Annotated in this window: 25 protein-coding genes; 18 read left to right on the top strand and 7 right to left on the bottom strand. The window is 66.3% G+C overall.

Going from position 1 to position 26,511, the window contains the following annotated elements; translation table 11 throughout:
• The first annotated feature begins 59 nt into the window (after positions 1-59).
• Complete coding sequence (gene gshB / locus H7828_RS03590; RefSeq protein ID WP_226779603.1) at positions 60-1,001, top strand: glutathione synthase; 942 nt, start codon at positions 60-62, stop codon at positions 999-1,001.
• 63 nt (positions 1,002-1,064) lie between these two features.
• On the opposite strand, the gene H7828_RS03585 is transcribed toward gshB, so the two are convergent.
• From H7828_RS03585 to cobU, 4 genes are all read right to left on the bottom strand, one after another.
• The gene (locus H7828_RS03585) at positions 1,065-2,573 is read right to left on the bottom strand and encodes a YifB family Mg chelatase-like AAA ATPase (RefSeq protein ID WP_226779602.1); all 1,509 of its coding nucleotides are present in this window, start codon (positions 2,571-2,573) and stop codon (positions 1,065-1,067) included.
• A gap of 54 nt (positions 2,574-2,627) precedes the next feature.
• A complete protein-coding gene (locus tag H7828_RS03580; protein WP_226779601.1) occupies positions 2,628-3,515 on the bottom strand; it encodes a glutathione S-transferase in 888 nt (295 codons plus the stop codon).
• A 79-nt stretch (positions 3,516-3,594) separates the two neighbouring features.
• Complete coding sequence (locus tag H7828_RS03575; protein ID WP_226779599.1) at positions 3,595-4,173, bottom strand: histidine phosphatase family protein; 579 nt, start codon at positions 4,171-4,173, stop codon at positions 3,595-3,597.
• A complete protein-coding gene (gene cobU / locus H7828_RS03570; RefSeq protein ID WP_226779597.1) occupies positions 4,170-4,703 on the bottom strand; it encodes a bifunctional adenosylcobinamide kinase/adenosylcobinamide-phosphate guanylyltransferase in 534 nt (177 codons plus the stop codon). Before cobU ends, H7828_RS03575 begins: the two co-directional genes overlap by 4 nt.
• A 102-nt stretch (positions 4,704-4,805) precedes the next feature.
• Here cobU and H7828_RS03565 point away from each other — a divergent pair, with 102 nt between their 5' ends.
• The 8 genes from H7828_RS03565 to H7828_RS03530 all read left to right on the top strand — a co-directional run bounded on the left by H7828_RS03565 (position 4,806) and on the right by H7828_RS03530 (position 13,062).
• Positions 4,806-5,684, top strand: a complete 879-nt coding sequence (locus H7828_RS03565; RefSeq protein ID WP_226779596.1) for an RNA polymerase factor sigma-32 — start codon at positions 4,806-4,808, stop codon at positions 5,682-5,684.
• 50 nt (positions 5,685-5,734) lie between these two features.
• Positions 5,735-6,475 (top strand): ChaN family lipoprotein, encoded by a 741-nt coding sequence (locus tag H7828_RS03560; protein WP_226779595.1) that lies wholly within the window; start codon positions 5,735-5,737, stop codon positions 6,473-6,475.
• 69 nt (positions 6,476-6,544) lie between these two features.
• The gene (gene coaBC / locus H7828_RS03555; RefSeq protein ID WP_226779594.1) at positions 6,545-7,768 is read left to right on the top strand and encodes a bifunctional phosphopantothenoylcysteine decarboxylase/phosphopantothenate--cysteine ligase CoaBC; all 1,224 of its coding nucleotides are present in this window, start codon (positions 6,545-6,547) and stop codon (positions 7,766-7,768) included.
• Positions 7,769-7,778: 10 nt separating this feature from the next.
• Entirely contained in the window at positions 7,779-8,264 is a 486-nt protein-coding gene (dut, locus tag H7828_RS03550; protein ID WP_226779593.1) for a dUTP diphosphatase, read from the top strand.
• Positions 8,265-9,320, top strand: a complete 1,056-nt coding sequence (locus H7828_RS03545) for a HesA/MoeB/ThiF family protein (protein ID WP_226779591.1) — start codon at positions 8,265-8,267, stop codon at positions 9,318-9,320.
• A gap of 53 nt (positions 9,321-9,373) precedes the next feature.
• On the top strand, positions 9,374-10,165 hold the full coding sequence (locus tag H7828_RS03540) for a transporter substrate-binding domain-containing protein (RefSeq protein WP_425354927.1): 792 nt from the start codon (positions 9,374-9,376) through the stop codon (positions 10,163-10,165).
• A gap of 10 nt (positions 10,166-10,175) precedes the next feature.
• Entirely contained in the window at positions 10,176-10,964 is a 789-nt protein-coding gene (locus H7828_RS03535) for an amino acid ABC transporter permease (protein WP_226779587.1), read from the top strand.
• 67 nt (positions 10,965-11,031) lie between these two features.
• Positions 11,032-13,062: a M3 family metallopeptidase gene (locus H7828_RS03530; RefSeq protein WP_226779586.1), complete on the top strand. Its 2,031-nt coding sequence runs from the start codon at positions 11,032-11,034 to the stop codon at positions 13,060-13,062.
• A gap of 111 nt (positions 13,063-13,173) precedes the next feature.
• Here H7828_RS03530 and H7828_RS03525 read toward each other — a convergent pair whose 3' ends face one another.
• Positions 13,174-15,210, bottom strand: coding sequence for a bifunctional sulfate adenylyltransferase/adenylylsulfate kinase (locus H7828_RS03525; protein WP_425354926.1), 2,037 nt, complete (start codon positions 15,208-15,210; stop codon positions 13,174-13,176).
• A 245-nt stretch (positions 15,211-15,455) separates the two neighbouring features.
• On the bottom strand, positions 15,456-16,460 hold the full coding sequence (trxB, locus tag H7828_RS03520; RefSeq protein ID WP_226779583.1) for a thioredoxin-disulfide reductase: 1,005 nt from the start codon (positions 16,458-16,460) through the stop codon (positions 15,456-15,458).
• Positions 16,461-16,655: 195 nt separating this feature from the next.
• On the opposite strand from trxB, the gene H7828_RS03515 reads away from it, so the two are divergent.
• Complete coding sequence (locus H7828_RS03515) at positions 16,656-17,156, top strand: Lrp/AsnC family transcriptional regulator (protein WP_226779581.1); 501 nt, start codon at positions 16,656-16,658, stop codon at positions 17,154-17,156.
• A 6-nt stretch (positions 17,157-17,162) separates the two neighbouring features.
• On the opposite strand, the gene H7828_RS03510 is transcribed toward H7828_RS03515, so the two are convergent.
• Positions 17,163-17,408: an accessory factor UbiK family protein gene (locus H7828_RS03510; protein WP_226779579.1), complete on the bottom strand. Its 246-nt coding sequence runs from the start codon at positions 17,406-17,408 to the stop codon at positions 17,163-17,165.
• 94 nt (positions 17,409-17,502) lie between these two features.
• Here H7828_RS03510 and lgt point away from each other — a divergent pair, with 94 nt between their 5' ends.
• The 8 genes from lgt (at position 17,503) to H7828_RS03470 (ending at position 26,054) form a co-directional block, all read left to right on the top strand.
• Positions 17,503-18,390 carry a prolipoprotein diacylglyceryl transferase gene (gene lgt / locus H7828_RS03505; RefSeq protein WP_226779578.1) on the top strand — a complete coding sequence of 296 codons (888 nt, stop codon included), beginning with the start codon at positions 17,503-17,505 and terminating at the stop codon, positions 18,388-18,390.
• Positions 18,387-19,448: a class I SAM-dependent methyltransferase gene (locus H7828_RS03500; RefSeq protein WP_226779577.1), complete on the top strand. Its 1,062-nt coding sequence runs from the start codon at positions 18,387-18,389 to the stop codon at positions 19,446-19,448. The genes lgt and H7828_RS03500 overlap by 4 nt, the downstream gene beginning before the upstream one ends.
• The gene (gene pgeF, locus H7828_RS03495; RefSeq protein WP_226779575.1) at positions 19,445-20,203 is read left to right on the top strand and encodes a peptidoglycan editing factor PgeF; all 759 of its coding nucleotides are present in this window, start codon (positions 19,445-19,447) and stop codon (positions 20,201-20,203) included. The genes H7828_RS03500 and pgeF overlap by 4 nt, the downstream gene beginning before the upstream one ends.
• A 198-nt stretch (positions 20,204-20,401) precedes the next feature.
• Complete coding sequence (locus tag H7828_RS03490) at positions 20,402-20,548, top strand: hypothetical protein (protein WP_226779574.1); 147 nt, start codon at positions 20,402-20,404, stop codon at positions 20,546-20,548.
• A gap of 301 nt (positions 20,549-20,849) precedes the next feature.
• On the top strand, positions 20,850-21,632 hold the full coding sequence (locus H7828_RS03485; RefSeq protein WP_226779573.1) for a Hint domain-containing protein: 783 nt from the start codon (positions 20,850-20,852) through the stop codon (positions 21,630-21,632).
• 119 nt (positions 21,633-21,751) lie between these two features.
• Positions 21,752-24,379: a bifunctional lysylphosphatidylglycerol flippase/synthetase MprF gene (mprF, locus tag H7828_RS03480; RefSeq protein ID WP_226779571.1), complete on the top strand. Its 2,628-nt coding sequence runs from the start codon at positions 21,752-21,754 to the stop codon at positions 24,377-24,379.
• Positions 24,380-24,415: 36 nt separating this feature from the next.
• Positions 24,416-25,072 (top strand): DUF3108 domain-containing protein, encoded by a 657-nt coding sequence (locus tag H7828_RS03475; RefSeq protein ID WP_226779569.1) that lies wholly within the window; start codon positions 24,416-24,418, stop codon positions 25,070-25,072.
• Positions 25,073-25,136: 64 nt separating this feature from the next.
• Positions 25,137-26,054 (top strand): cation diffusion facilitator family transporter, encoded by a 918-nt coding sequence (locus H7828_RS03470; protein WP_226779568.1) that lies wholly within the window; start codon positions 25,137-25,139, stop codon positions 26,052-26,054.
• Positions 26,055-26,511 lie beyond the last annotated feature (457 nt).

Genomic DNA, 26,511 nt, shown 5'->3' with positions numbered 1-26,511 from the left:
GGGGCATTGTCATGACGCGGCCACCACGCCATGAAGGGAAAAACCGCGCAGGAGAAGACATGCCCTTGAAGGTCGCCATCCAGATGGACCCGATCGGCCCGATCAACATCGAAGCCGACAGCACGTTCCGCATCGCAGAAGAAGCGCAGGCGCGCGGGCATTCCCTGTTCTACTACACACCCGACCGCCTGTCTTGGCAGCAGGGGCGTGTGATGGCGCGCGGCTGGCCGCTGTCCGTCCGGCGCGAAACGGGCAACCACTTCTCGCTGGGCGAGGAATGCGAGGTTGACCTGTCGGACTACGATGTCGTCTGGCTGCGCCAAGACCCGCCCTTCGACATGGGCTATATCACCACGACCCATATCCTCGATTTCCTCGCGCCCGGCACCCTGGTGGTGAACAACCCGTTCTGGGTGCGCAACTATCCCGAAAAGCTGCTGTGCCTGCGGTTCCCCGACCTGATCCCGCCCACCACCATCGCCCGCGATCTCGCCACGCTGCGCGCCTTCAAGGCCGAACATGGCGACATCATCCTGAAACCGCTCTATGGCAACGGCGGCGCGGGCGTGTTCCGCCTCGGCCCCGATGATCGCAACATCGCCAGCCTGCACGAACTGTTCGGTGGCATCAACCGAGAGCCCCTGATCGTGCAGAAATACCTGCCCGCCGTCACCAAGGGCGACAAGCGGGTGATCCTGGTCGACGGTGAACCGGTGGGCGCCATCAACCGGGTGCCCGCAGCGGGCGAGACGCGGTCGAACATGCATGTGGGCGGGCGCCCCGAGAAGGTGGCGCTGACGGACCGCGACCGCGAAATCTGCGCCGCCATCGGCCCGCTTTTGCGGGAAAAGGGCCAGATCTTCGTCGGCATCGACGTGATCGGCGACTGGCTGACCGAGATCAACCTCACCTCGCCCACCGGCATCCAGGAGCTTGAGCGTTTCGACGGCGTGAACATCACCGCCAGGATCTGGGAGGCGATCGAGGCGCGCCGCGCCTGACCCCTCTTTCTTGCCGGAAATACTCACTGCGCCGTCCCTTCGACCGGCGCTCAGGCCGCCGGTTCAGCTTCCCGGGGGCAGCCGGAAACTCAGCGCCTCGGCGATATGGTCCGCGCTGACCTGTTCGGCCTCGGCCAGGTCGGCAATGGTGCGCGCCACCCGCAACACGCGGTGATAGCCGCGCGCCGACAGTCCGAACCGGTCGGCCGCCCGCAGCATCAGCGCGCGCCCGGCCGCGTCGGGCGATGCGATCCGTTCCAGAACGCCCCCTTCGGCATCGGCGTTCACCTGCACGCCCGGATCGTCGCGAAACCGGGCTGTCTGGCGGTCACGGGCGGCGGCGACCCGGGCGGCCACGGTTTGCGATGTCTCGCCCGTGGCCGGCAGGTCAAGGTCGCTGAAGGCCACCGGCGGAACATCGACGCGCAGGTCGAAACGGTCCATCAGCGGCCCCGAGATGCGGCCCAGGTAATCCTCGCCACAGACCGGGGCACGGGCGCAGGCACGGGCCGGATCGGCCATGTGCCCGCATTTGCAGGGATTGGCGGCTGCGATCAGCAGGAACCGGCAGGGATAGCGCACATGGGCATTGGCGCGGGCCACCACCACCTCGCCGGTTTCGATGGGCTGGCGCAGGGTTTCCAGCACGGCGCGTTCGTATTCGGGGAATTCGTCCATGAACAGCACGCCGTTGTGGGCCAGCGAAATCTGCCCCGGTTTCGCCCCCTTGCCCCCGCCGACAATGGCGGCGCGCGACGCGGTGTGGTGGGGCTCCATGAACGGCCGGGTGCGCGAGATGCCCCCTTCGTTCAGCAACCCGGCCAGCGAGTGGATCATCGAGGTGTCCAGCGCCTCGCGCGGGGAGAGTGGCGGCAGGATGCCCGGCAGGCGCTGCGCCAGCATGGATTTGCCCGACCCCGGCGCGCCGATCAACAGAAGGTGGTGGCGCCCGGCGGCGGCGATCTCCAGCGCCCGCTTGGCCCGCTCCTGGCCTTTCACCTCGGACAGGTCGCGCCGGGTTTCCGCCGTACTGACCTGGCCGGCCACGGCGGGGTCAAGCAGGGCCTGGCCGGTATAGTGGCGGATCGCCGCGGTCAGGCTGGCGGGGGCGATCACCGTCGCCGCCGCGACCCAGGCCGCCTCGGCCCCGCAGGCGCGGGGGCAAAGCAGTGTCTTTTCCTCTTCCGCGGCGGTCATTGCGGCGGGCAATGCGCCGATCACCGGCACCAGCGTGCCGTCCAGCGAAAGCTCTCCCAGGGCCAGGGTCGATTCGACCGTGTCCTTGGGCAGGATGTCGAGCGCTGCCAGAAGCGCGAGGGCGATGGGCAGGTCGAAATGCGACCCCTCCTTGGGCAGGTCGGCGGGGGACAGGTTGATGGTGATGCGCCGGCTGGGCAGGGCGATGGACAGCGCGGCAAGCGAGGCGCGCACCCTTTCGCGCGCTTCGCTGACCGCCTTGTCGGGCAGGCCGACGATGCTGAAGGCGGGCAGGCCGGGGGCGACGGCGCATTGCACCTCGACCAGACGCGCCTCGATCCCTTCAAAGGCCACCGTGTAGGCGCGCGTCACCATGGCGTCTTCCCCCTGCCGATGGTTAACGGTTAGCCGCTCCTGGTTTAGGAAAGGTTAACGCAACCCGGCCACCTGGCGCGGGGTCAGCGCCATGAAGGCGGGCCATGCGGCAGGGTCGACGGCTGTCTTGTCGCGGCAGAAGGCGTTGCAGAAGCCATAGGTTTCGCCCTCCATGGTCAGGAAATGGCTGACGGGCTTGCCTGAATAGGGGCAGGTATCGTTCACTGCCGGGCCATGGTCACGGGACGTTGCCACCAATGGCTCTGGCCCCGGCCAGCGGCCCTGATCGTGGTCGCGGGCATACCAGGGCAAATCCGCCCCCCGCACAAGTGCCATGGCGCGCCATTGCCGGAAGGCCGGATCGCGCAGATGGGCGGTGACATAGGCCCCGGCCTCTTCTCCGACCGGGAGGCCGTAACCGGCGATCCGCGCGGCGACGGGCGCAAAGAAGGCATCGGCCGCGCTGTAATCTCCGCAAAGCCAGGGGCCGCTGGCGCCACTGGTCTTGCGCGCGTGCGACCAGATCTGTTCCAGCCGTGCCAGATCGGCCAGCACGGCGTCGTCGGGCGTGAACGTGGTATAGGCGCACCGCAGGTTCATCGGGCAGGCGCTGCGCAGGGCGGTGAAACCGGCGTGCATCTCGGCGGCCAGCGTGCGGGCGGTGGCGCGGGCCTTGGGGGCCTGGGGCCAGATGCCGGCTTCGGGATGACGGCTGGCCAGTTCCTCGGCGATGGCAAGGCTTTCCGATACCACCGCGCCATCTTCGAACACCGCCGTCGGGACGGTGCGTGCAGGGGCATATGCGGCCAGCTGTGCCGCCACGTCCCGATGTTCGAAGGGCACGTTCTGAACGGTGACGGGAAGGTTCCAGCGGTGGAACAGAAGCCAGCCGCGCAGGGACCAGCTGGAATAGGCGCGATCGCCCAGAAGGAGGAGTGTCATGACAAGGCCTCGTCAGTTGCGGTTTGCAGCCTAGGCGCAGTGCGGGGCGGGGCCTAACGAATGTTGCTGATCGGTCTCGTCACGGAAGGTGATTGATCGGTCCGGCGGTACCGGGGGCGGCGTAGGTTATGCGCGTGACCGACAGGTTGTCGATCCGGTGGCCCAGGGCGCGGGCGGGCGTCTGGCCGGTGGCGCGGGCGATCTGGGTCAGGATCACGCCGATATGGGCCACGGCAATGATCGCGCGTCCCGGGTGGGCGGCGTTCATGGCGTCGACCACACCGGCGACGCGGGCAGCGGCCATGTTCCAGCTTTCGCCCCCGGGCGGGGCCACGTCGCCGGGCCGTTCCCAATAGGCGCGCGACAATTCGGGGTCGCGGGCGGCGACGGCATCGAAGGTCATCCCGTCCCAGGTGCCGAAATCGAACTCGCGCAGGGCGGGGGCATCGGGCAGGCGGTGGCGCGTGCCTGCGATGGCGTCGGCGGTGGCGCGGGCGCGCGACAGGTCCGACGACAGGATCAGGGCGTCGCGGGGCAGCCAGGCGTCAAGCCGCGCCAGCGCCTGGGTGTCCGACAGATCGGCCGGCACGTCGCGGTGGCCGGTCATGGCCTTTTCATGGGTCGGCCCGTGGCGCACCCAGTACCAGGTCGTGCTCATGCCAGGCCCTCGGGCAAATCGCCTTTCAGCGCAAGGGGCAGGCCGGCCATGACGGCGACCACAAGGTCGGCCTGCGCGGCCAGGTTCCGGTTCAGCCGCCCCTGGGCATTGCGAAATCGGCGGGCCAGCGCGTTTTCCGGCACGATGCCCTGTCCCACTTCGTTGCTGACCACCACCACGGGGCAGGGGGCCTGCGCCAGCGCGTTCTGCAGGGCGGTGGTGATGGTCTCGGGGTCGCTGCCCGCGATCAGGTGGTTGGACAGCCACAGGGTGGCGCAATCGATCAGCACGATGTCACCCTCGCCCAGGCCGGCCAGCGGCGCGGCCAGATCCAGCGGCGCCTCGATGGTGTGCCAGCCCGGCCCCCGGGCCGCTTGGTGGGCGGCGATCTTGGCGCGCATCTCGTCGTCGTAGGTCTGTGCCGTGGCGATATAGACCCGCCGCAGGGGCACCAGCGCGACCAGCCGTTCGGCCAGGTCCGACTTGCCGGAACTGGCGCCGCCTAGCACGAGAGAAAGATTTGGCAACATTCGCGGCAACTTTCTTTGATCCGGCGGCGTTCCTGATCTGTACAACGTTATGAAAAGTTCACTAACGCCCGGTACGCCGGGCCGCAACAGGGGGATGTTGCAATGGCACTTGACGGGTTCAACGATCAGACCTTGCCGCGCCGGGCCATGAAGGCCGAACTTCTGGATGCCGAGACCGAACTGCGCCTTGCCTATGCCTGGCGCGATCAGCGCGACGAACAGGCGCTGCACCGCCTGATCACCGCCTACATGCGGCTGGCGATTTCCATGGCCAGCAAGTTTCGCCGTTACGGCGCCCCGATGAACGACCTGATCCAGGAGGCGTCGCTGGGCCTGATGAAGGCGGCCGACAAGTTCGACCCCGACCGCGGCGTGCGTTTTTCGACCTATGCCGTCTGGTGGATCAAGGCCAGCATCCAGGATTACGTCATGCGCAACTGGTCGATGGTGCGTACCGGATCGACCAGCAGCCAGAAATCGCTGTTCTTCAACATGCGCCGCGTGCAGGCCCGGCTGGAGCGCGAGGCCGCCGCGCGGGGCGAGACGCTGGACATGCACCAGGTGCGCCAGATGATTAGCACCGAGGTGGGCGTTCCCCTGCACGATGTCGAGATGATGGAGGGCCGCCTGTCGGGCAGCGATTTTTCCCTGAACGCCACCCAGAGCGCCGAGGACGAGGGGCGCGAATGGATCGACGCGCTGGAGGACGACGCCGAACAGGCCGATCAGAAGGTCGCCCGCAACAAGGATCTCGACACGCTGCGCGAATGGCTTCTGTCGGCCATGGCGCAGTTGAACGACCGCGAACAGTTCATCGTGCGCGAACGCAAGCTGCGCGACGATGGCCGCACGCTCGAATCCCTGGGCAACGAACTGGGGCTCAGCAAGGAACGGGTGCGCCAGCTTGAGGCGGCGGCCTTCACCAAGATGCGCAAGAGCCTTGAGGGACAGTCGAGCGAAGTTCTGCAACTTCTGGCATGAGGGCAGTCGCCCTTCTGGCGCTCGCCCTCTGCGCGGCAGGGGGCTGGCCCGTGACACTGGCCCCCGATCGCGTTGATCTGGCCGGATACGATGTGGTCATCATGGGCGAGGTTCACGACAACCCGGCCCATCATCGCAATCAGGCCGAATGGCTGAACCGGCTGGCACCGAAGGCCGTGGTCTTCGAGATGCTGACGCCGGAACGTGCCGATCTGGCCATGCAAAGCGATCCCGACACCCTGGAAACCTCCTTGATGTGGGGCGAAAGCGGCTGGCCCGACTTTGCCATCTATGCCCCGGTTTTCGCGGCGGTCGGTGACGCGGCGATCATCGGCGGCGGCGTCGAACGCGCGGCGGTGCGCGCCGCGGTGCGGGATGGTGCCGCCGCAGCCATGGGCGATTCCGCCTCGGTCTTTGGGCTGAACATGCCACTGCCGCGGCTTGAGGCCGAGACCCGGCAATCCCTTCAGGCCGAGGCCCATTGCGGCGCCTTGCCCGACGACATGCTGTCCGGCATGGTCGAGGCGCAGCGCCTGCGCGATGCCGCGCTGGCCCGTGCCGTGGTGGCCGCCGTGGTCAGCGTCGGCACGCCCGTGGCGGTGATCACCGGCAACGGCCACGCCCGCACCGATTGGGGAATGCCCGTGGCGCTGGACCACGCGATGCCCACTCTGAAGGTGCTGTCCATCGGCCAGCTTGAAACCGTGCCGACCCATGCGCAGCCCCATGATGCCCTGACCCTGGCGCCCGGCCCGGAAGGCCGGGGCGATCCCTGCGCCGCGTTCCGCTAGGCGCCGCCGGTGCGATTGCCTGTTGCGGTTCAAGGGCCTAGAGTCGGACCGAAACAGACGGGGCGGCAGATGGTGCAGGGCAAACATATCCTCTTGATCGTCGGCGGCGGGATCGCCGCCTTCAAGGCGCTGGACCTGATCCGCCGGTTGCGCGAAAGGGGCGCGCGCGTCACGCCGGTGATGACCCGCGCGGCCCATGAATTCGTCACGCCGCTGTCGGTGTCGGCGCTGGCGGGGGTGAAGGTGTTCACCGATCTTTTCGATCTGACCGCCGAGGCCGAGATGGGCCATATCGAACTGTCCCGCGCCGCCGACCTGGTGGTGGTGGCCCCGGCAACCGCCGACCTGATGGCGAAGATGGCCGGGGGGCATGCTGATGACCTGGCCTCGACCGTCCTGATGGCGACGGACAAGCGAGTACTGATCGCGCCCTCGATGAACGTGCGGATGTGGGACCACGCGGCGACGCAGCGCAACCTGGCCACCCTGCGCGGTGACGGCATCCTGGTCTGCGGCCCGAACGAGGGTGACATGGCCTGCGGCGAATACGGCCCCGGCCGCATGGCCGAGCCGTTGGAGATTGTCGCCGCCATCGACAGCGCCCTTGGCGACGGCCCGCTGAAGGGCCGGCATGTGCTGGTCACGTCCGGTCCGACGCATGAACCGATTGATCCGGTGCGCTATATCGCCAACCGCTCGTCCGGGGCGCAGGGCACGGCACTGGCGCGCGCCCTGCTGAACCTGGGCGCAAGGGTGACATTCGTGACCGGGCCGGCCCAGGTGCCGCCGCCCCCGGGCGCCGATGTGGTGGCGGTGGAAACCGCCCGCCAGATGCGCGAGGCGGTGATCGCCGCGCTGCCCGCCGACGCCGCCGTCTTTGCCGCCGCCGTGGCCGACTGGCATGTGCTGGGCGCGTCGCAGCAGAAGATCAAGAAGACCAAGGGCGGGCTGCCTGAACTGACCTTCGGGGAAAACCCCGACATCCTGGCCGAGGTGGCGCAGATGGCCAAGGGCCGCCCGGGCCTCGTGGTGGGGTTTGCTGCCGAAACCGAAGATGTGATCGCCCATGCCACGGCAAAACGCGCGCGCAAGCAGTGCGACTGGATCGTGGCCAATGACGTTTCGCCCGCGAGCGGGATCATGGGCGGCACCGAGAATGCCGTGACGCTGATCAGCGAGGCGGGCGCCGAGACCTGGCCGCGCATGGCCAAGGAGGCCGTGGCAGAGCGCATCGCGCAACGTCTGGCGGCGGCGCTGACCGAAGCCGGGGGAGCCTCCGGCGGGGATATTTGAAGGACCAAAGATGACGGATGACGGTGACAGCAACCCGGTCGTGGCGGTGATGCGCGAAGACTGGGCCGACCCGGCGGTGGACCTGCCGGCCTATGCGACGCAGGGCGCGGCAGGGGCGGACGTGCGGGCCAACCTGCCCGAGGCCGAGCGGGAGGGCGGATTCCTCCTGCGCCCGATGGAGCGGCGGATCGTGCCGACCGGCCTGAAGATCGCGATTCCCGCCGGGTTCGAGGTGCAGATCCGGCCCCGGTCGGGCCTGGCGCTGAAGCATGGCATCAGCCTGCCCAACACCCCCGGCACCATCGACAGCGACTATCGCGGCCCGCTTGGGGTGTTGCTGATCAACCTTTCCGATCAGCCCTATACCATCCTTCATGGCGAGCGGATCGCGCAGATGATCGTCGCCCCAGTGGTTCAGGCGCGGTTCATGCCGGTCACCGCGATGGATGCCACCCCCCGGGGTGCGGGCGGTTTCGGATCGACCGGGCGGGCCTAGGTGGCGCTGGTTCTTGTTCTGGCGGCCGCGTTGTGGGGCCTTGGCCACCTGATGAAGGTGCCGGTTGCCGGGCGGCAGGCCATGGTGGGGCTGCTGTTCGTCGCGGTCGTATCGCTGCACCTTGTGCTGCCTGCGGGCCATCCGCTGCGCGAGGCGACGGGCGGATCGGCCGGTGAATGGCTGGTGCTGGGGGGGCTGGTTGCGCTGGTCTGGCTTTACGCGCGGGGGCTGGGGCGGTTGCGTCGGCGCGTGCGCCCCGAGAACCGGCCGCCCCCGGATTCCGCCGCCGAAGGGGCCTTCCGCGCGGGCGAGCTGGACCGGTACGCCCGCCACATCATGCTGCGCGAGATCGGCGGACCGGGCCAGCGGGCGTTGAAGAACGCGCGGGTGCTGGTGATCGGCGCCGGGGGGCTGGGCGCGCCGGTGATGTTGTACCTTGCGGCGGCGGGCGTCGGCACCATCGGGGTGATCGACGATGACGTGGTCGAGGAGACGAACCTGCAACGCCAGATCATCCATGCCGATGCGCGGATCGGCATGCCCAAGGTGTTTTCCGCCGAGGCGGCGATCAAGGCGCTGAACCCCCATGTGACGGTGCGCCCCTATCACCGGCGGCTGGACGGGGCGATCGCGCACGACCTTTTCACCGACTACGACCTGATCATCGACGGGACCGACAATTTCGACACCCGCTATCTGGCCAACCGGGTCGCGGTGGAACTGAGCCTGCCGATGATCTCGGGGGCGCTGGCGCAGTGGGAGGGGCAGGTGTCGACCTTTCATCCGGCGGGCGGCGCGCCCTGTTACCGCTGCATCTTTCCCGCCCCGCCCGCCCCGCACCTGGCGCCCAGCTGTGCCGAGGCCGGCGTTCTTGGCCCGCTGCCGGGGATCATCGGCACGATGATGGCCGCCGAGGCGGTGAAGGAGATCACCGGCGCCGGGCAGGGGCTGCGCGGGCGGATGGTGATCTGGGATGCGCTGTTCGGGGAAAGCCGCACCATCGCCCTGAAGCCGCGCGCCGATTGCCCCGACTGCGGCGGCGGCAAGGGGGCTTGAGCCGCCCCGCCCGCGCCCATAGTCTGCGCGCGAACCAACAGGAGATGCCCCCCATGAGATCCCTCGTTTCCCTTGCCGTTGCCGCGACGCTGACCGCCACGCTGGCCCATGCCGACGCCCATCTGCCCGACCTGGACGGGCGCGAGGTGGTTGTCGTGACCGAAAACGCCTATCCGCCGCTGCAATTCGTCGATCCGGCCACGGGCGAGGCGCGGGGCTGGGAATATGATGCCATGGCCGAGATCGCCAAGCGCATCAACATCACCGTCGAATACGAGAACACCAGCTGGGATGCGATGATTCCCGCCGTGTCGCAGGGCCAGTACGACATGGGCATGACCGGCATCACCATCCGCGACGACCGCGCCGAAGTGGTGGATTTTTCCGACCCCTACCTGCGCAGCGAGATGATGATGATCGTCGCCGGGAACGAGGACCGGTTTTCCAACGCGGCCGAGTTCGCCGCCGACCCCGACCTTCTGATCGGTGCACAGCCGGGCACGACTCCCTTCTACGTCGGCATCTACGAGGTGCTGGACGGTGACGAACAGAACCCCCGGATGCGCCTGTTCGAAACCTTCGGTGCGGCCATCCAGGCCCTGCGCACCGGCGACATCGACCTTGCGCTGTCCGACAGCACCGCCGCCAACGGGTATGTGCAGGCCTCGGAGGGCAAGCTGAAGATCGTGGGCGAACCCCTGGGCGCCGAGGATTTCGGATTCATCTTCCCGAAGGGATCAGAGCTTGTCGCGCCCATCAATGCCGCGATCGCCGACATGCGCGAGGATGGCACGCTTGAGGCGCTGAACAAGAAGTGGTTCCTCGACTTCAAGATCGGCGGCTGAGCCTGCCTTCGTGACACCTCCTCCTTCGCGCGATTTTCCCTGGTGGCTGCTGATCGCGGCCACCATTGCGGCCTGGCTGATGTGGCAGGTCGTTGCCGACGATCTGTATTCGCAGATCCTCGACACCCTTCTGCGCGGGGTGTGGATCACGCTTTTCGTCACCACCGTGGGCTTTGCCATGGCCTCGGCGCTGGGGTTGCTGGTGGCGCTGGCGGGGCTGTCGCGCAGCATCGTGATCCGCCAGATCGCCCGCTTCTACGTCGAGATCGTGCGCGGCATCCCCATTCTGGTGCTGCTGCTTTACGTCGCCTTCGTCCTGGCGCCCGCGTTGGTGGCGGCCTGGAACTGGGCCACCGGCTGGGCCGGGTTCGAACCGATGCGCACAAGGGATTTCCCGCTGATCTGGCGGGCGATCCTGGCGCTGGTCATCGGCTATTCCGCCTTCATCGCCGAGGTCTTCCGGGCCGGGCTTCTTTCGGTCGAGATTGGCCAGATCGAGGCGGCGAATGCCCTGGGGCTGAACCGCTGGCAGCGGTTTCGCCACATCGTCTTTCCCCAGGCGATCCGCACCATCCTGCCGCCGCTGGGTAATGATTTCATCGCCATGATCAAGGATTCCAGCCTGGTTTCGGTTCTGGGCGTGCTGGACATCACCCAGTTGGGCAAGGTGACGGCGGCGGGCAACTTTCGCTATTTCGAAACCTACAACGTCGTGGCGCTGCTTTATCTCATCATGACGGTCACGCTGTCGCTGCTGCTGCGCCGGCTTGAGGCGCGGTTGCGACAGGCGCCGCGCTAGCAAGGGGGGGTGGCACAGGACGGCGCAGGGCCCTAGGTATACGGGAAACCCAAACCGGAGCGGCATGATGACGAACCCCCTACTTGACGACTGGCAGACACCTTTCGGCCTGCCGCCGTTTGCCGACATCAAGGACGAAGACTTCGGCCCCGCCTGTGCGGCGGCGCTGGACGAGGCGCGCGAGAATATCGCGAAGATCACGGCCAACCCCGACGAGCCGACCTTCGAGAACACGATCGAGGCGCTGGAACTGGCGGACCGCAAGCTGGGGCAGGTTCTGGGGGTTTTCTACACCCTGGCGGGAAGCGATTCGAACCCCGCACGCGAGGCATTGCAGCGCGAATTCTCGCCCATGCTGGCGGCCTACAGTTCGGAAATCAGCATGAATGTCGAACTCTTCGCGCGGATCGAATCGCTTTGGCTGCAACGGGAAAAGCTGGACCTGACCGAGGAACAGCAGCGTGTCCTGATGCTGACGCGGCGCGGTTTCGTGCGCCAGGGCGCGCAGTTGGAAGGGTTGGCGCGCGACCGGCTGGGGGTGGTGAAACAGCGCCTTGCCGTGCTGGGCACCGAGTTTACCCAGAACCTTCTGGCCGATGAACGATCGTGGTTCATGGAACTGGACGAGGGCGATCTTGAAGGGTTGCCGAAATTCCTGGTGGCCAGTGCCCGTGCGGCGGGGCGTGAGAAGGGCGTAGACCGTCCGGTGATCACGCTGTCGCGGTCGCTGATCGTGCCCTTCCTGCAATTCTCGCCCCGGCGCGACCTGCGCCAGGAGGCCTACGAGGCCTGGACCGCGCGTGGCGCCAATGGCGGCGAAACCGACAACCGCGACATCGCCGCCGAAATCCTGGCCCTGCGGGCCGAGAGGGCGGGCCTTCTGGGCTATGACAGCTTTGCCGAGTACAAGCTGGAAACCGAGATGGCCGGCACACCCGAGGCGGTGCGCGACCTGCTGATGCGGGTCTGGGACCCGGCCCGCGCCGCCGCCGAGGCCGATGCCACGCGTTTGACCGCGATGATGCACGGCGATGGCGCAAACGGCGACCTGGAGCCCTGGGACTGGCGCTATTACTCGGAAAAGCGCCGCGCCGCGGAACACGACCTGGACGAGTCCGAGCTGAAACCCTATCTGCAACTGGACCGGATGATCGAGGCGGCGTTTTCCTGCGCCAACCGCCTGTTCGGGCTGGAATTCAAGCGCATCGAAGAACCCATGTACCACCCCGACGTGCGGGCCTGGGACGTGACGCGCGAGGGCAAGCATCTGGCCGTCTTCATCGGCGATTACTTCGCGCGCGGATCGAAGCGGTCGGGCGCCTGGTGTTCGGCGATGCGCAGCCAGCAGAAACTGGCGGGCGACATCCGGCCCCATGTCATCAACGTGTGCAACTTCGCCAAGCCGGACGCGGGCGAACCGGCGCTGCTGTCCTATGACGACGCGCGCACGCTGTTTCACGAATTCGGCCATGCCCTGCACCAGATGCTGTCGGATGTGACCTATGAATCGGTCTCGGGCACCTCGGTCGCGCGGGATTTCGTGGAGCTGCCCAGCCAGCTTTACGAACACTGGCTGGAGGTGCCCGAGGTTCTGGGTGAATTCGCCACCCATGCCGAAACCGGCGAACCGATGCCGAAAGAGCTGCTGGACCGGCTGCTTGCGGCTTCAACCTATGACATGGGGTTCTCGACGGTGGAATACCTGGCGTCGGCGCTTGTCGACCTCGCGTTCCACGATACCGAGGATGCGCCGGAAGACCCGATGGCCCTTCAAGAAGAGGTGCTGGACAGCATCCAGATGCCCCGCGCCATCCGCATGCGCCACGCCACGCCGCATTTCGCCCATGTCTTCGCAGGAGACGGCTATTCGTCGGGTTACTACAGCTACATGTGGTCGGAAGTGATGGATGCCGACGCCTTCGAAGCCTTCAAGGAGGCCGGCGGCCCCTTCGATGCCAAGATGGCCGCGGCGCTGGAAAAGCAAATCCTGTCGGCGGGCGGCACCCGCGATGCGGCCGAGCTTTACACGGCGTTCCGGGGCAAGATGCCGGGGGTCGAACCCCTGTTGAAGGGGCGGGGCTTGCTGTCGGACGGCTGAACCCGGGGCTGAGCGGGGACGCCTTCGGCGAGAGTATTTGTCACAAAGAAGAAACAGACGCCCCGGGGATGAACCGGGGCGTCTTTTTATCGTTCGGTGAGGATCAGCCGATCAGTTCGACATGCCGATCAGGCCCATGCCTTCCAGCTTCAGCAGAACCTGGTGGGCGCAATGGTCGACGTCGATACCGGTGGTTTCGATCCGCACCTCGGGGTTTTCGGGCACGTCGTAGGGGTCGGAGATACCGGTGAACTCCTTGATCTTGCCTTCGCGGGCCAGCTTGTAGAGCCCCTTGCGATCACGCTTTTCGCAATCCTCGATCGAGGTGGCGACGTGCACCTCGACGAAGGCGCCGAAGGTCTCGACATCTTCGCGCACGGCGCGGCGGGTTGTGGCATAGGGCGCGATGGGCGCACAGATGGCGATGCCGCCGTTCTTGGTGATTTCCGACGCGACATAGCCGATGCGGCGGATGTTCAGGTCACGGTGCTCTTTCGAGAAGCCGAGTTCCGAGCTGAGGTTCTTGCGCACGATGTCGCCGTCCAGAAGGGTGACGGGGCGGCCGCCCATTTCCATCAGCTTGATCATCAGGGCGTTGGCGATGGTCGATTTGCCCGACCCCGAGAAACCGGTGAAGAACACGGTAAAGCCCTGCTGGCTGCGCGGCGGCTTGGTGCGGCGCAGTTCCTTGACCACCTCGGGGAACGAGAACCACTCGGGGATTTCCAGGCCCTCGGCCAGGCGGCGGCGCAGTTCGGTGCCCGAGATGTTCAGGATCGTGACGTTGTCCTTGTCCTCGATCTCGTCGTTGGGTTCGTACTGGGCGCGCTCCTGCACATAGACCATGTGTTTGAAGTCGACCATCTCGATGCCCATTTCCTCCTGGTGCTGGCGGAACAGTTCCTGGGCGTCATAGGGGCCATAGAAATCTTCGCCCTGGCTGTTCTTGCCCGGGCCAGCATGGTCGCGGCCGACGATCTGGTGGGTGCAGCCGTGGTTCTTGCGGATCAGCCCGTGCCAGACCGCCTCGCGGGGGCCGGCCATGCGCATGGCCAGGTTCAGCAGGCTCATGGTGGTGGTGGCGCTGGGATACTTGTCGAGAACCGCCTCGTAGCAGCGGACGCGGGTGAAGTGATCGACATCGCCCGGCTTGGTCAGGCCGACGACCGGGTGGATCAGCAGGTTGGCCTGGGCTTCCTTCGCGGCGCGGAAGGTCAGCTCCTGGTGGGCGCGGTGCAGGGGGTTGCGGGTCTGGAAGGCCACGATGCGGCGCCAGCCCATCTTGCGGAAATAGGCGCGCAGTTCGTTCGGGGTGTCGCGGCGGGCGCGGAAATCGTAATGCACCGGCGGCTGGATGCCGGTGACGGGGCCGCCCAGATAGACCTTGCCGGCCTGGTTGTGCAGGTAGTTGACGGCAGGGTGGGCCACATCATCGGCGCCGAAGACCTTTTCGGCCTCGACCGATTTGTTCGGCACCCACTTGTCGGTCACGGTCATGGTGGCAAGGATCACGCCTTCCTGGTCGCGCAGGGCGATGTCCTGGCCGACTTCGATCGTGTCGGCGTATTTTTCCGAAACGTCCAGGTTGATGGGCATGGGCCAGAGCGAACCGTCGGCCAGGCGCATGTTCTCGACGACGCCGTTATAGTCGGCCTCGGTCAGGAACCCCTTGAGGGGGTTGAAGCCGCCGTTCATCAGCAGCTCCAGGTCGCAGATCTGGCGCGGCGTCAGATCCCACGAGGGGAGATCGGTGGCTTCGACCTTCAACTTCTGGGCGCTGTCGTAGGAGACATAGAGTTCGGGGATGGGTGCCAGGTTGTTCTGCATCAATTTGGTCCTGTGGTTGAATGGCATGAGGCCCGAGGAAGAACCGGTCAGCTCCGCATGAAGCGCGTCGTATTCGGCGAACTTCCGGGCCAGAAACTGATCGGTGAGGCGGTTTTTCTCGGCCGCCCCACGGGAGGTAATGGAATAGGCGTAACGGGCCCTTTTGTCGGGCCCGTCACGGTCGGATATGGTGGCGAAACCCTGTTCGACGGCCGAGCGCAGAAGTGCGTTGAACCGCCCCAGCGATACGCCGATGGCCTGCGCCATGACGCGCTGGGATGCCTCGGGCGCGCGATCCAGCTGCCGCAGCAGGCGGAACATCTGGTCCTCCTGGTCAGAGGCAAGTCGGGAAGGGGAGGCGGCCATGGGTCATCCCATTTCGTTCATGCATGAACAAATACAACAAATGTATGTTCAGGCAAGAACAAACTTTTTGCGTTCTATGGAGTGATGGCCCCGATAGATGGCGCTTGGGCCGAAAGTCGTTCGCAAGCAACGTTTTGGGAAAGCCGGGGGCAAGCCGGGGCGCAGGCGGAAAGCCGCCATGCGCCCCGTGCGAGGTTTGATCAGTGGCCTGCGACCAGCGGCGCGCCGTGGCCCAGTGGTTCGGTGGTGTCGACGCCCTCCTGCTGGCCATGTTCGGCCAGGAACCGCTCGGCCTCCAGCGCGGCCATGCAGCCCATGCCGGCACTGGTGACGGCCTGGCGATAGATATGGTCGGTCAGGTCACCCGCCGCGAAAACCCCGGGAATCGAGGTCGCGGTGCTGTCGGGTTTGGTGACGACATAGCCGCCGAACTGGGTTTCAAGTTGATCCTTCACCAGTTCCGACGCCGGCGCATGGCCGATGGCGACAAAGAACCCCTTGCAGGGAATCTCGGTGATCTCGCCCGTTTCGACGTGCTTTGCGCGAACCCCTTCGACGCCAAGCGGGTTCTCGGCACCGAAAACCTCGTCGATCTGATGATCCCACAGGATTTCGACCTTGGGATTGTTCATCAGCCGGTGTTGCAGGATCTTCTCGCAGCGCAATTCGTCACGGCGGTGCACCAGGGTGACCTTGCTGGCGAAGTTGGTGAGGAACAGCGCCTCTTCCACGGCGGTATTGCCGCCGCCCACAACCACAACCTCGGCGCCGCGATAGAAGAAACCGTCGCAGGTGGCGCAGGCCGAGACGCCGAATCCCTTGAATTTCTCTTCCGAGGGCAGCCCCAGCCATTTCGCCTGGGCCCCCGTGGCAAGGATCAGCGCGTCGGCGGTATAGGTGGTGCCGCTGTCGGTCTGAGCGGTGAAGGGGCGCTTCGACAGATCGACGGACGAAACGTAATCGGCCACGATCTCGGCGCCCATGTCCTTGGCGTGCTGCTCCATGCGCACCATCAGGTCGGGCCCCATGATCGAGGATTCGCCGGGCCAGTTTTCAACGTCGGTGGTGATGGTAAGCTGGCCGCCCGGTTGCAGCCCCTGGATGAGGACCGGTGAGGTCATGGCGCGGGCGGCATAGACGGCAGCCGTGTATCCGGCCGGCCCCGAGCCGATGATCAAAACCTTGACGTGTCGCGTATCTGCCATTTCGGCCCCCAATTCCGGCGTTTCCGTAGGCGGATATAGTCGCGGGGGCGGGATGGTGAAACCCCCTCTGGTGCGGGGGTGCCTGTGGGCGGGGTGGATGGCGCGGGTGGTTTTCGGATATTGCGCAAGGTTGAAACATTGTTGCGCGGGCTGCGTATCTGGCGTAAGCTTCGGCAACTTTTCTCAGAGGCAGCCATGGCGTCCCACAAGCTCGATTCGATCGACCGAATGATTCTGTCCGAACTTCAGGCGGATGGTCGGATGACCAACGTGGAATTGGCCCGCCGGGTCGGCATTTCCGCGCCGCCCTGCCTGCGCCGGGTGCGCACCCTGGAAGAGGCGGGGTATATCCGCGGCTATCACGCCACGGTCAATGCCCGTGCCCTGGGGTTCGAGGTGCAGGTTTTCGCCATGGTGGGCCTGCAAAGCCAGGCCGAGGCCGATCTTTCCGCCTTCGAGGCGCGCTGTCGCGACTGGCCGCTGGTGCGCGAATGCCACATGCTGAACGGCGAGGTCGATTTCATCCTGAAATGCGTGGCGCCCGATCTTTCGACCTTCCAGTCGTTCCTGACCGAACAGCTGACCTCGGCTGCCAACGTGGCCAGCGTCAAGACGTCGCTGGTGATCCGGGGCGCCAAGGACGAACCCGGCGTTCCCTTCGATGTGCTTGAGGCACGACTGAACAAGGACGCCTGAGGCGCGTCAGGCGTCCTTGCGCTCCAGCGCGTCCAGCCGGGCCTTCAGCACGTCGTTTTCCTCGCGGGCCTTCTGGGCCATGGCGCGCACGGCGTCGAATTCCTCGCGCGTGACGAAATCACGGTCGGCCAGCCAGCGGTCCATCATGGATTTCATGGCGGTTTCCGCTTCGGTGCGGGCGCCCTGAGCGACACCCATGGCATTGGTCATCAGTTGCGAGATGTCGTCGAATATCTTGTTGCGGGTCTGCATGGCGCCCTCCGGTATGCGTTCGGTTGGTATATGGTCCGCCGACGCGCAATTCTCAAGGTTGACTTCACCGGCATTCGGGGGTGTTCCTGCGCCCATGATATACGCGATCCCCTTTCCCGACATCTCCCCCGAGATCTTCTCGATCGATCTGGGCGGGTTCACCTTTGCGCTGCGCTGGTATGCCCTCGCCTATATCGTGGGCATTGTCCTGGGGTGGCGGCTGGCCGTGATGGCAGTGCGGCGCGACGGGCTGTGGCCCGGTGGCGTCGCCCCGATGGAACCCGGCGCGGTCGAGGAACTGATCACCAACGTGATTCTGGGCATCATCATCGGCGGGCGGCTGGGGTTCGTGCTGTTCTATCAGCCGGCCCATTATCTGGCCAATCCGCTGGAAATTCCGATGATCTGGCAGGGGGGCATGTCGTTTCACGGCGGCATGCTGGGCGTCACGCTGGGCGGGCTGATCTTTGCCTGGCGGCGCAAGGTGCCACTGCTGAGCATCTGCGACCTGATGGCGCTTGGCACGCCGCCGGGCCTCTTGCTGGGGCGGCTGGCCAATTTCATCAACGCTGAGCTTTGGGGCCGCCCGACCGATGCTCCCTGGGGCGTGATCTTCCCGGGCGAGGCGGCGCAGGATTGCCCCCTGGTCGAGGGGCTGTGCGCGCGCCATCCGTCGCAGCTTTACGAAGCGGGGCTTGAGGGGCTTGTCCTGGGGGCGCTGCTGATCGGGCTGGTGTTCTTCGCGCGCTGGCTGCGGACGCCCGGCGCGGTCATGGGGGTGTTCCTGGCTGGCTATGGCGCGGCGCGGATCTTTGTCGAACTGTTCCGCCAGGCCGATGCCCAGTTCATCACGGCGACAAATCCCATGGGCTATGTCCTGCAATTCGGGCAGGCGGGGCTTTCCATGGGGCAGCTTCTGTCCCTGCCGATGATCGTGCTGGGCCTTGGCCTTATCCTCTGGGCGCGGGGCCGGGCGGCTTGACCCGGCTGGCGGATATCCTGCTGCGCCAGATCGCGGTGCAGGGCCCGCTGAGCGTTGCCGATTACATGAACGCCTGCCTTCTGCACCCCGAACATGGCTATTACACCACGCGCACGCCATTCGGCGCGGCGGGCGATTTCATCACCGCGCCCGACATCAGCCAGGTCTTCGGCGAACTGATCGGGCTGTGCCTGGCGCAGGCCTGGCTGGACCGGGGGGCGCCCGCGCCCTTCATCCTGGCCGAGCTTGGGCCGGGGCGCGGCACGCTGATGGCCGATGCCCTGCGCGCCACCCGCGCCGTGCCTGGGTTTCACGCCGCGATGCAATTGCACCTGGTCGAGGCATCGCCGGCGTTGCGGGCGCAGCAGGCGCAGGCGCTGACCGGTTTCGCCCCCCAGTGGCACGACAACGTGACCGACCTGCCGGACCTGCCGCTGTTTCTTGTCGCCAACGAATTCTTCGATGCCCTGCCGATCCGCCAATTCCTGCGCAGCGGCGACGCCTGGCGCGAACGGGTGGTGGGGGCGCGGGATGGTGCACTGGTTTTCGGGCTGACCGATCCGATCGCGCCACCCGCGCTGGCCGACCGCCTGGCCGACACTTCCGAGGGCGACATGGTGGAAACCTGCGCCCCCGCCGCCGCCCTGGCCGAACACATCGGCGGGCGGATCGCCGCGCGGTGCGGTGCGGCCCTGATCGTGGATTACGGCAGCGAGATATCGCTGGGCGATACCTTCCAGGCGGTGCGCGCCCATGAAAAGGTGCCGCCTCTGTCGCTGCCGGGGCAGTGCGACCTGACCGCCCATGTGGCCTTTGGCCCGATGGCGCGCAACTTGGCCTGCGCCGTCGCGCCCCTGACCGAACAGGGCGCGTTTCTTGACCGGCTGGGCAGCGGGCCACGCCACGGTGCCCTGGCCCGTGGCCGCGACGAAGCGGTGATCGAATCCCTCGTGCGTGCGCATCACCGGTTGACCCACCCGTCGGAAATGGGACAATTGTTCAAGGTGCTGGCACTTTACTCCGACGACGGGCCGGCCCCGGGGGGAACGGGCGCATGACCATCGAAATCATCACGACCAAAAGCCTGAAACCTGTCGCCCACGGGTTCTTCACCCGTCGTGGCGGGGCGTCGTCGGGCGTGTTTCAGGGGTTGAACTGCGGCAAGGGATCGTCGGACCAGGCCGATATCGTGCGCATCAACCGCGCCCGCGTCGCCCGCGAAATGGGGGTGGAGCCCGAGGCCCTTGTCACCCTGAACCAAGTGCATTCCGCCGATGTGGTTCATGTGACCGCCCCCTTTTCGGGGGCCTTGCCGCGCGCCGATGCCATGGTGACGGCGACGCCGGGCCTGGCCCTGGGCATCCTGACCGCCGACTGCCAGCCGGTGCTTTTCGCGGACGCCGAAGCCGGGGTCATTGGCGGTGCCCATGCCGGGTGGAAGGGCGCCATCGGCGGCGTGCTTGAGGCGACCATCGAGGCGATGATTGCCCTGGGGGCGCGGCGCGAAGCGATTGTCGCGGTGGTCGGCCCCTCGATCAGTCAGCGCAACTACGAGGTGGGGCCGGAGTTCCTTGAATCCTTCCTGGATGAAGACCCCGACCACGCCCGTTTCTTCGCGGGTGGTGCGGCGGGCAAGGCGCATTTCGATCTGCCCGGTTTCGGGTTGCATCGCCTGCGCGAGGCCGGAATTGCCCATGCGGAATGGACGCGCCACTGCACCTATGCCGACCCGGACCGTTTCTATTCCTACCGGCGCAGCGTCCATCAGCGCGAAGCGGATTATGGCAGGCTGATCGCGGTCATTCGGCTTTAGCGGAGGCAAATGCGGCGCAGGCACTGCAATTGTGGCGGCATTCGGGCAGGGTTGCCACGTTGTTAACCCTGTTGGCCCAGAAAAGAACCAAACCTTAACCATTGCGCGCCTTGGGGTGGCCCGATTTCAGGGCGACAAAGGATGCATCGAAAGATGTAACGGCCCACCGGCCATCCGAGCAGAAGTCAGGAGCAGATCATGGGTATCAAGCGTCGTTGGTTGCAGAGCGCCCTGGACGAGACAAGGAAGCCCCAGCCGAAAATGCCGTGGCAGGTGCGCAAGATGGTCGTTGCGATGCCCAAGGCGGCAGAACTGGTCACGGCCGGCCGGATGGCATCGATCTGAACCGCTGATTGTTCGGCAATGTGAAACAAGGGCGCCCCACGGGCGCCTTTTGTGCTAGTTGCGGGTCTTTCGTTCACGATCCAACCGCGCCGCCAGGGTGACGGCCCCATTGTTCACGATGCGATGACGCCATTGATGCCGGGGCGGACACGATCCATTGAGTGCGGCCCGATTGTTTACCTACTTGTTTGATTTTGAATGATTTAAATTGACTCGTGGTCACGCTGGTGGCACGGTTGAGAGACCAACTGCACATTCGGTGGGGGCCGATGCAGTGTGGACAGACCGGAAGGCTGCTCGCATGACATACTCCCGCCAGGCGCTCTCGGGCGCTGCAAATGGAACGACCTCCACGCAATGGACCGTGCGCCGCCGTACCGTGCCCCGTGTCGAGGATCGCCCGACGCGCCGCTTCTCCGTTCAGTGGATCGACCGGCTGGGCAATTTCGATGAGCTTGCACGCGTCGCTCCGGCGATCCCCCTGTTCGAGGATGCCTTTTCGGCCTTCGGACGCGGCACGCTGATTCCCACCATCAACGGCCCGGTCGCCATCGAGGATCTGGTGCCCGGTACGCCGGTGGAAACCACCACCGGCCTTGCTCCGCTGATGTGGACGGGCGCAATGACCGTGGTGCCGGGCAGCGCCGCGCAGGAGGTTGCGCCGCTTCGCATGTACCGCATTGCCGCCGATGCCTTCGGGCTGGGCCGCCCGATGCCCGATCTGTTGCTGGGGCAGGGGGCCCGGCTTTTGAACCGGGGTGCCGCGGTGCGCGCGGCCCATGGCACCGAGGCCGTGCTGGAACCTGTCGGGCCCATGGCGGACGGCGTCAGCGTGATCGAGATTCACCCGGTTTCGACGATCCAGACCTATCACCTAGGCTTCATGTCGCACCGCACCGTTCTGGCCAACGGGGTCGAGGTGGAAAGCATGCACCCCGGCACGCTGAACCCGAACCGTATCGAACCCTCGCTGCTGTCGCTTTACCTGTCGATGTTTCCCCATGTGCGCCAGATCGCCGATTTCGGGCGGCTCAGCTTTCCGCGGGTCGGCAGCGACGCCCGGGCCGGCATGTTCGCCGCCTGAGCGTTCAGACGCAAACGGCAAGGGGCGGTGCCTGGGCGGTATCGCCCCTTGCGGTCTTTGGCGTATGCAGTCCTTATCGGCCCTGACCCATGGCGGGCCAACCAGATGAGGAACCAGGGGTGAGCGAATTGCCAGCGGGCCGACCCGACACCGCCGAAGAACAGCACCTGTCTGTCCTGTCGGTGCTGCGCAAGCATGCTGCGGTCATCGTCACCTTCCTGCTGTTCGTGGCGGGCACCTATGCGCTTTACCGCCTGTTGGCCCCGCTTGACCTGTCGCGCGTGATGGCCAGCCTGCGCGCCGCATCAAGCAGCAGCATCATGGCCGCGATCGTGGCGACGGTCTTTGGATATCTCGCGCTGATCGGATACGATTGGTCGGCCCTGCGCCATATCGGCAAGCGCCTGCCGCTGCCCACAATCGCGCTGGGGGGCTTTCTGGGCTATGCCTTCGGCAATACCATCGGGCTGAGCGCGGTGTCGGGCGGTGCCGTGCGCTATCGGATCTATTCCGCCCTGGGACTGGATGCCTACGACGTGGCCGCCATCGCCTCGTTCGCGGCGCTGTCCTATGGCATCGGGGCCACGCTGATCGGGCTGGCCGCGCTGGCCTGGCACCCGGCCGAGATCGTGCAGATGACCGCGCTTGCCCCCCATGTCATCCGGCTGTGGTCGCTGATTGCGGTGGGCCTGGGGGTTCTGGCGCTTGTGGTGCTGGCCTTGCGGGGCGGCACCCTGCGCATCGGGCGCTTTGCGCTGAAGGCGCCGTCGCTGGGCACGCTGGCGGCGCAACTGGTGTTCACCGCCATCGAAATCTGCATGGGCACGCTGGTTCTTCATGTCCTGCTGCCGCCCGGTGCGCTGCCGTTTTCCAACCTGGTGATCGTCTATGCCATCGCCACCATGGTGGGCATCGCCAGCCATGTGCCCGGCGGTGTCGGCGTGTTCGAAAGCGTGGTGATCGCGGCCTTGCCCGGCCATGTGCCCCTGAACGATGCGGTCACGGCCCTGCTGCTGTTCCGGCTGATCTATTTCCTGCTGCCTTTCCTCGCGGGTATGGCGGTTCTGTCGGTGATGGAGGCCTGGGCGGTGACGGGGCGTCGGTTGCGCCGCGCCAGCGCCCTGACGCCGGTTCTTGCCGCGGGCATGGGCATGGTGCCCCTGGCCATGGGGTTCCTGGTGCTGGCCTCGGGGCTGTTCATGATGCTGGCGGGGCTTCTGCCCAACCCCGCTGCCACGGCCGAAGACCTGGAATCGATCCTGCCGCTGGCCATGATCGAGGGCAGCGCGCTGGTGTCCAGCATTCTGGGCGCCTTCCTGGTGGTGCTGTCGGTCAGCCTGTTCCGCAAGTCGCGTCAGGCCTACTGGATCGTTGCGGGGCTTTTGCTGCTGGGCATCGCGACGGCGGCCTTCAAGACCCGCGATGTGGAGCGTGTCGTTTTGCTGACCGTCATGCTGGCGATCCTGCTGCCCTATCGCAGCGCCTTCGGGCGCACCGCCCGGATCGCCCAGGGGCTGTGGTCGGTGCAATGGGTGGGCATGATCCTGTCGATCCTTTTTGCCTTGGGGCTGACCTGGCTTCTGGTGCATGCCAATGCCGCGCCGGGGGGCGTGGCCTGGTGGCAGATCGGGGCCGACATGCCCTCGGTCACGGCGGGGCGCGCCGGGCTGGCGGCGGCGGTGGTGCTGGCGCTGGGGGTGCTGTCTTCGGCCCTGCGCACCGCCCGCGTGCGGATGCGCCCGCCCGATGCCGATGCCCTGAACGAGGCGCAGCGCATCATCGACGCCCAGGGGCAGGGGGGCGACATGCTGGCCCTGACCGGCGACAAGATGCTGATGTTTGCCGAGAACAGCGGCGCTGTCCTGTCCTACGGGGTGAAGGGCGCCTCGTGGATTGCCCTTGGCGCCCCCACGGGGGGCAATACGGCGCGCACCGAACTGGCCTGGGCCTTTCACGATGCTGCCCGCGCCGCCGGCGCGCGGCCTGTGTTCTACGAGATCCCCGAGGATTTCATCCAGACCGCCCTCGACATGGGGTTGTCGCTGCACAAGATGGGCGAAGAGGCGATCATTCCGCTGGCCGACTTCTCGCTTGACGGGCCGGAGCGCAAGAAGTTGCGCGCCAGCCACGCCCGGGCAAGCCGCGACGGCCTGACGTTCGATCTGTTGTCGCCGCCGCATTCCGATGCCCTGCTGGGCGAACTGGCCGGGGTGTCCGACGACTGGTTGGCGCTGCATGCGGCGCGGGAAAAGCGGTTCTCGGTCGGGCGGTTCGATCGGGCCTGGCTGAACCGCTGGCGGATCGCGGTCGTGCGGTCGCAGGGCCGGATCGTGGCCTTCGGCAATATCCTTGAGGCGCAGCAATCGCGCAGCGCCGCCATCGACCTGATGCGCCACGCAAAGAACGCGCCGTCAGGCAGCATGGAGTACCTGTTCACGGCCCTGATGCTGCGCCTGAAGGACGAAGGCGGCGCCCGTTTCAGCATGGGCATGGTGCCCTTTGCCGGGTTGTCGACCCATCCGGGCGGCGCAAAACATGGCGATCTGTGGATCCGCTTCGGCACGCTGATCTATCAGCACGGTGACCGGTTCTACAATTTCGAGGGGCTGCGCCGGTTCAAGGCCAAGTTCGACCCCGAGTGGCATCCGCGATACCTGTGCTGCCGCACCGTCCTTCCACCGGTCGCACCGCTGGCCGATGCTGCCCGGTTGATTGCGGGGTCGGCGCGGGGCATCATCGGCAAATAGCCCGCCGTCCGCGGGCCGTTCAGTGTGAGTTCGCCCATGTTCGCCCCCCTTCGCCTGGCCATGTTGCCGCTGCTGATCGCCCTTGCCCCCTTGCCAGCGGCGGGCGAGACCTTTCGCGCCATGCTGGGCGGTCGCACGCTGGGCACGCTGGACTATGCGCCGGGGCTCTTGCGCACCACGCTGGACAACACGCCGCTGGGGGTGGGCGACGGCGTGTTCGAGGGACGGTCGCGCGCCGCCCGCACCGAGGCGGGGCAGCGGGTTCTGCACTATACCGGCGAAAGCCGCGCGCCCGGTGAATCGCGCCGGATTTCCGTGGTTCTGGACAAGGGGCGGGTGATCGACACGGTGATTTCCCCGGCAAGCGAACGCACCGCCCTGTCGGACCCGGGCAAGGTGCCGCAGGGCGTGCTTGACCCGGTCGAAGCCTTCGGGCGGATGATCGGCGCCGGGGGCTGTCCGGCGGCTTTCCGCATCTATGACGGCCGGCGGGTCATCCAGGTAACGCCGAAATCGGCCGGAACCGAGGGCGGGCGCACGACCTGCGCCATGGCCTATGATGTGATTGCCGGGCCGGGGCACCTTTCGCCCTTCCGGTTCAAGTCGCTGAACCTGGGTCTGGTCTATGACGGGGCCACCCTGGTCGAGATCGCGGTCAGCACCGGGCCCTTTGCCCTGCGCCTGGTCCGGTAGCGGAACCCTGACCGGGGTGGGGCGCGTTGATCCATGACTGCGTTTGAGCGAAAGGCCGGTTTCCATGCCCCATGACCACGATCACGGGCTTGACGCGCATTCGGGTGATCGTCGCGTCGGAATTGCCATCATCGCCAACCTTGCCCTGACCGCCGCCCAGATCGTCGGCGGCATCCTGTCGGGCAGCCTGGCGCTGATCGCCGATGCCCTGCACAACTTTTCCGATGTCGCCTCGCTGGTCATCGCATTCGGTGCGCGCAAGATCGCCCGCCGTCCCGCCGACCGGCGCATGACCTTCGGATATGGCCGGGTCGAGGTGGTGGCCGCCCTTGTCAATTACACTACGCTGATCGTCGTCGGGCTTTACCTTGTCTACGAGGGGGGAATGCGGTTCATCGACCCGCCCGAGGTGGCCGGGTGGCTGGTGATCGTGATGGGGGCTGTCGCGCTGATCGTCGATGCGCTGACGGCCCTGCTGACCTGGTCGATGCAGAAGGACAGCATGAACATCCGCGCGCTGTTCCTGCACAACCTTTCCGATGCCCTGGCCTCGGTCGCGGTGATCGTCGGGGGCACGCTGATCCTGCTTTACGATATCCGCTGGGTCGATCCGGCGATCACCATCCTCATCGCGCTCTACATCCTCTGGCTGGCCTTCAGCGAGATCGGCGGGACCAACCGTATCCTGATGCTGGGCAGCCCGCCGGACATCGACACCGATGCCGTGATCGACGCGGTTGCCGCCGAAGGGGTGGCCGATGTGCACCACGCCCACTTCTGGCAGATGCAGGAACACGCGGCGGCCCTGGATGCGCACGTGGTGCTGCACGATGCAAGCTGGCAGGAAATCGACGGCATCAAGGCCGCCATCAAGGCGGTGCTGTCCGAACGCTTCGCCATCTCGCATTCGACGCTGGAGTTCGAACGCGCCGGGCGGGCCTGCATCAACCCCGACCGCATCGGGCACGCCGAGCGGCGCTGAACCCGGCCGGTTCTGCCGCCTGAAGGGCGAAAAAGCGCGATTCTTGTAATGAGACACCAAGTACTGCAGTGAGCCCGGAAGAGGCCGGACAACATCGGAAGATGCCGGACGCCCAATAAAATAGGGCTCGCTGACCGGCTGCTCGGACGGGAATGACGATGAGAGCATGTTCTGCACCCCAGTACCCCGTTCAGAAAAGTGGTGTACTTCGCGGTGGGCGCAGACAGGGCCTGAGATGATCCGCGCAAGTCGCTAAGGCCTGTTAAAACCACGTTAAATGACCCCTTCAACGCGCGACGAGCGCTGATAATCATCATTTATGTTAACCGGAAACCGGGACGCCGAGCGCCCAGTTGGGGGCGGACGTCCCAGAACGGGATTTTTCGTGTAGCAGCAAAGGATTGGCCTGAGAGCAACGCGAGCGGAGTCTGGTCAAACTGGGACGCGATTTCCGCCT

It is taken from the genome of Oceaniglobus trochenteri, from assembly GCF_020529025.1.
Lineage (GTDB): Bacteria > Pseudomonadota > Alphaproteobacteria > Rhodobacterales > Rhodobacteraceae > Oceaniglobus > Oceaniglobus trochenteri.
The sequence above is the reverse complement of the archived record's forward strand: the minus strand, read 5'-3'. Positions and strand labels throughout refer to the sequence as shown.

Excerpts from the sequence above, each read along its gene's own strand:
- gshB (WP_226779603.1), top strand. The coding sequence starts at position 60 with ATGCCCTTGAAGGTCGCCATCCAGATGGACCCGATCGGCCCGATCAAC.
- H7828_RS03585 (WP_226779602.1), bottom strand. The coding sequence starts at position 2,573 with ATGGTGACGCGCGCCTACACGGTGGCCTTTGAAGGGATCGAGGCGCGT.
- H7828_RS03580 (WP_226779601.1), bottom strand. The coding sequence starts at position 3,515 with ATGACACTCCTCCTTCTGGGCGATCGCGCCTATTCCAGCTGGTCCCTG.
- H7828_RS03575 (WP_226779599.1), bottom strand. The coding sequence starts at position 4,173 with ATGAGCACGACCTGGTACTGGGTGCGCCACGGGCCGACCCATGAAAAG.
- cobU (WP_226779597.1), bottom strand. The coding sequence starts at position 4,703 with ATGTTGCCAAATCTTTCTCTCGTGCTAGGCGGCGCCAGTTCCGGCAAG.
- H7828_RS03565 (WP_226779596.1), top strand. The coding sequence starts at position 4,806 with ATGGCACTTGACGGGTTCAACGATCAGACCTTGCCGCGCCGGGCCATG.
- coaBC (WP_226779594.1), top strand. The coding sequence starts at position 6,545 with ATGGTGCAGGGCAAACATATCCTCTTGATCGTCGGCGGCGGGATCGCC.
- dut (WP_226779593.1), top strand. The coding sequence starts at position 7,779 with ATGACGGATGACGGTGACAGCAACCCGGTCGTGGCGGTGATGCGCGAA.
- H7828_RS03540 (WP_425354927.1), top strand. The coding sequence starts at position 9,374 with ATGAGATCCCTCGTTTCCCTTGCCGTTGCCGCGACGCTGACCGCCACG.
- H7828_RS03530 (WP_226779586.1), top strand. The coding sequence starts at position 11,032 with ATGACGAACCCCCTACTTGACGACTGGCAGACACCTTTCGGCCTGCCG.
- H7828_RS03525 (WP_425354926.1), bottom strand. The coding sequence starts at position 15,210 with ATGTTCCGCCTGCTGCGGCAGCTGGATCGCGCGCCCGAGGCATCCCAG.
- trxB (WP_226779583.1), bottom strand. The coding sequence starts at position 16,460 with ATGGCAGATACGCGACACGTCAAGGTTTTGATCATCGGCTCGGGGCCG.
- H7828_RS03515 (WP_226779581.1), top strand. The coding sequence starts at position 16,656 with ATGGCGTCCCACAAGCTCGATTCGATCGACCGAATGATTCTGTCCGAA.
- H7828_RS03510 (WP_226779579.1), bottom strand. The coding sequence starts at position 17,408 with ATGCAGACCCGCAACAAGATATTCGACGACATCTCGCAACTGATGACC.
- lgt (WP_226779578.1), top strand. The coding sequence starts at position 17,503 with ATGATATACGCGATCCCCTTTCCCGACATCTCCCCCGAGATCTTCTCG.
- pgeF (WP_226779575.1), top strand. The coding sequence starts at position 19,445 with ATGACCATCGAAATCATCACGACCAAAAGCCTGAAACCTGTCGCCCAC.
- H7828_RS03490 (WP_226779574.1), top strand. The coding sequence starts at position 20,402 with ATGGGTATCAAGCGTCGTTGGTTGCAGAGCGCCCTGGACGAGACAAGG.
- H7828_RS03485 (WP_226779573.1), top strand. The coding sequence starts at position 20,850 with ATGACATACTCCCGCCAGGCGCTCTCGGGCGCTGCAAATGGAACGACC.
- H7828_RS03475 (WP_226779569.1), top strand. The coding sequence starts at position 24,416 with ATGTTCGCCCCCCTTCGCCTGGCCATGTTGCCGCTGCTGATCGCCCTT.
- H7828_RS03470 (WP_226779568.1), top strand. The coding sequence starts at position 25,137 with ATGCCCCATGACCACGATCACGGGCTTGACGCGCATTCGGGTGATCGT.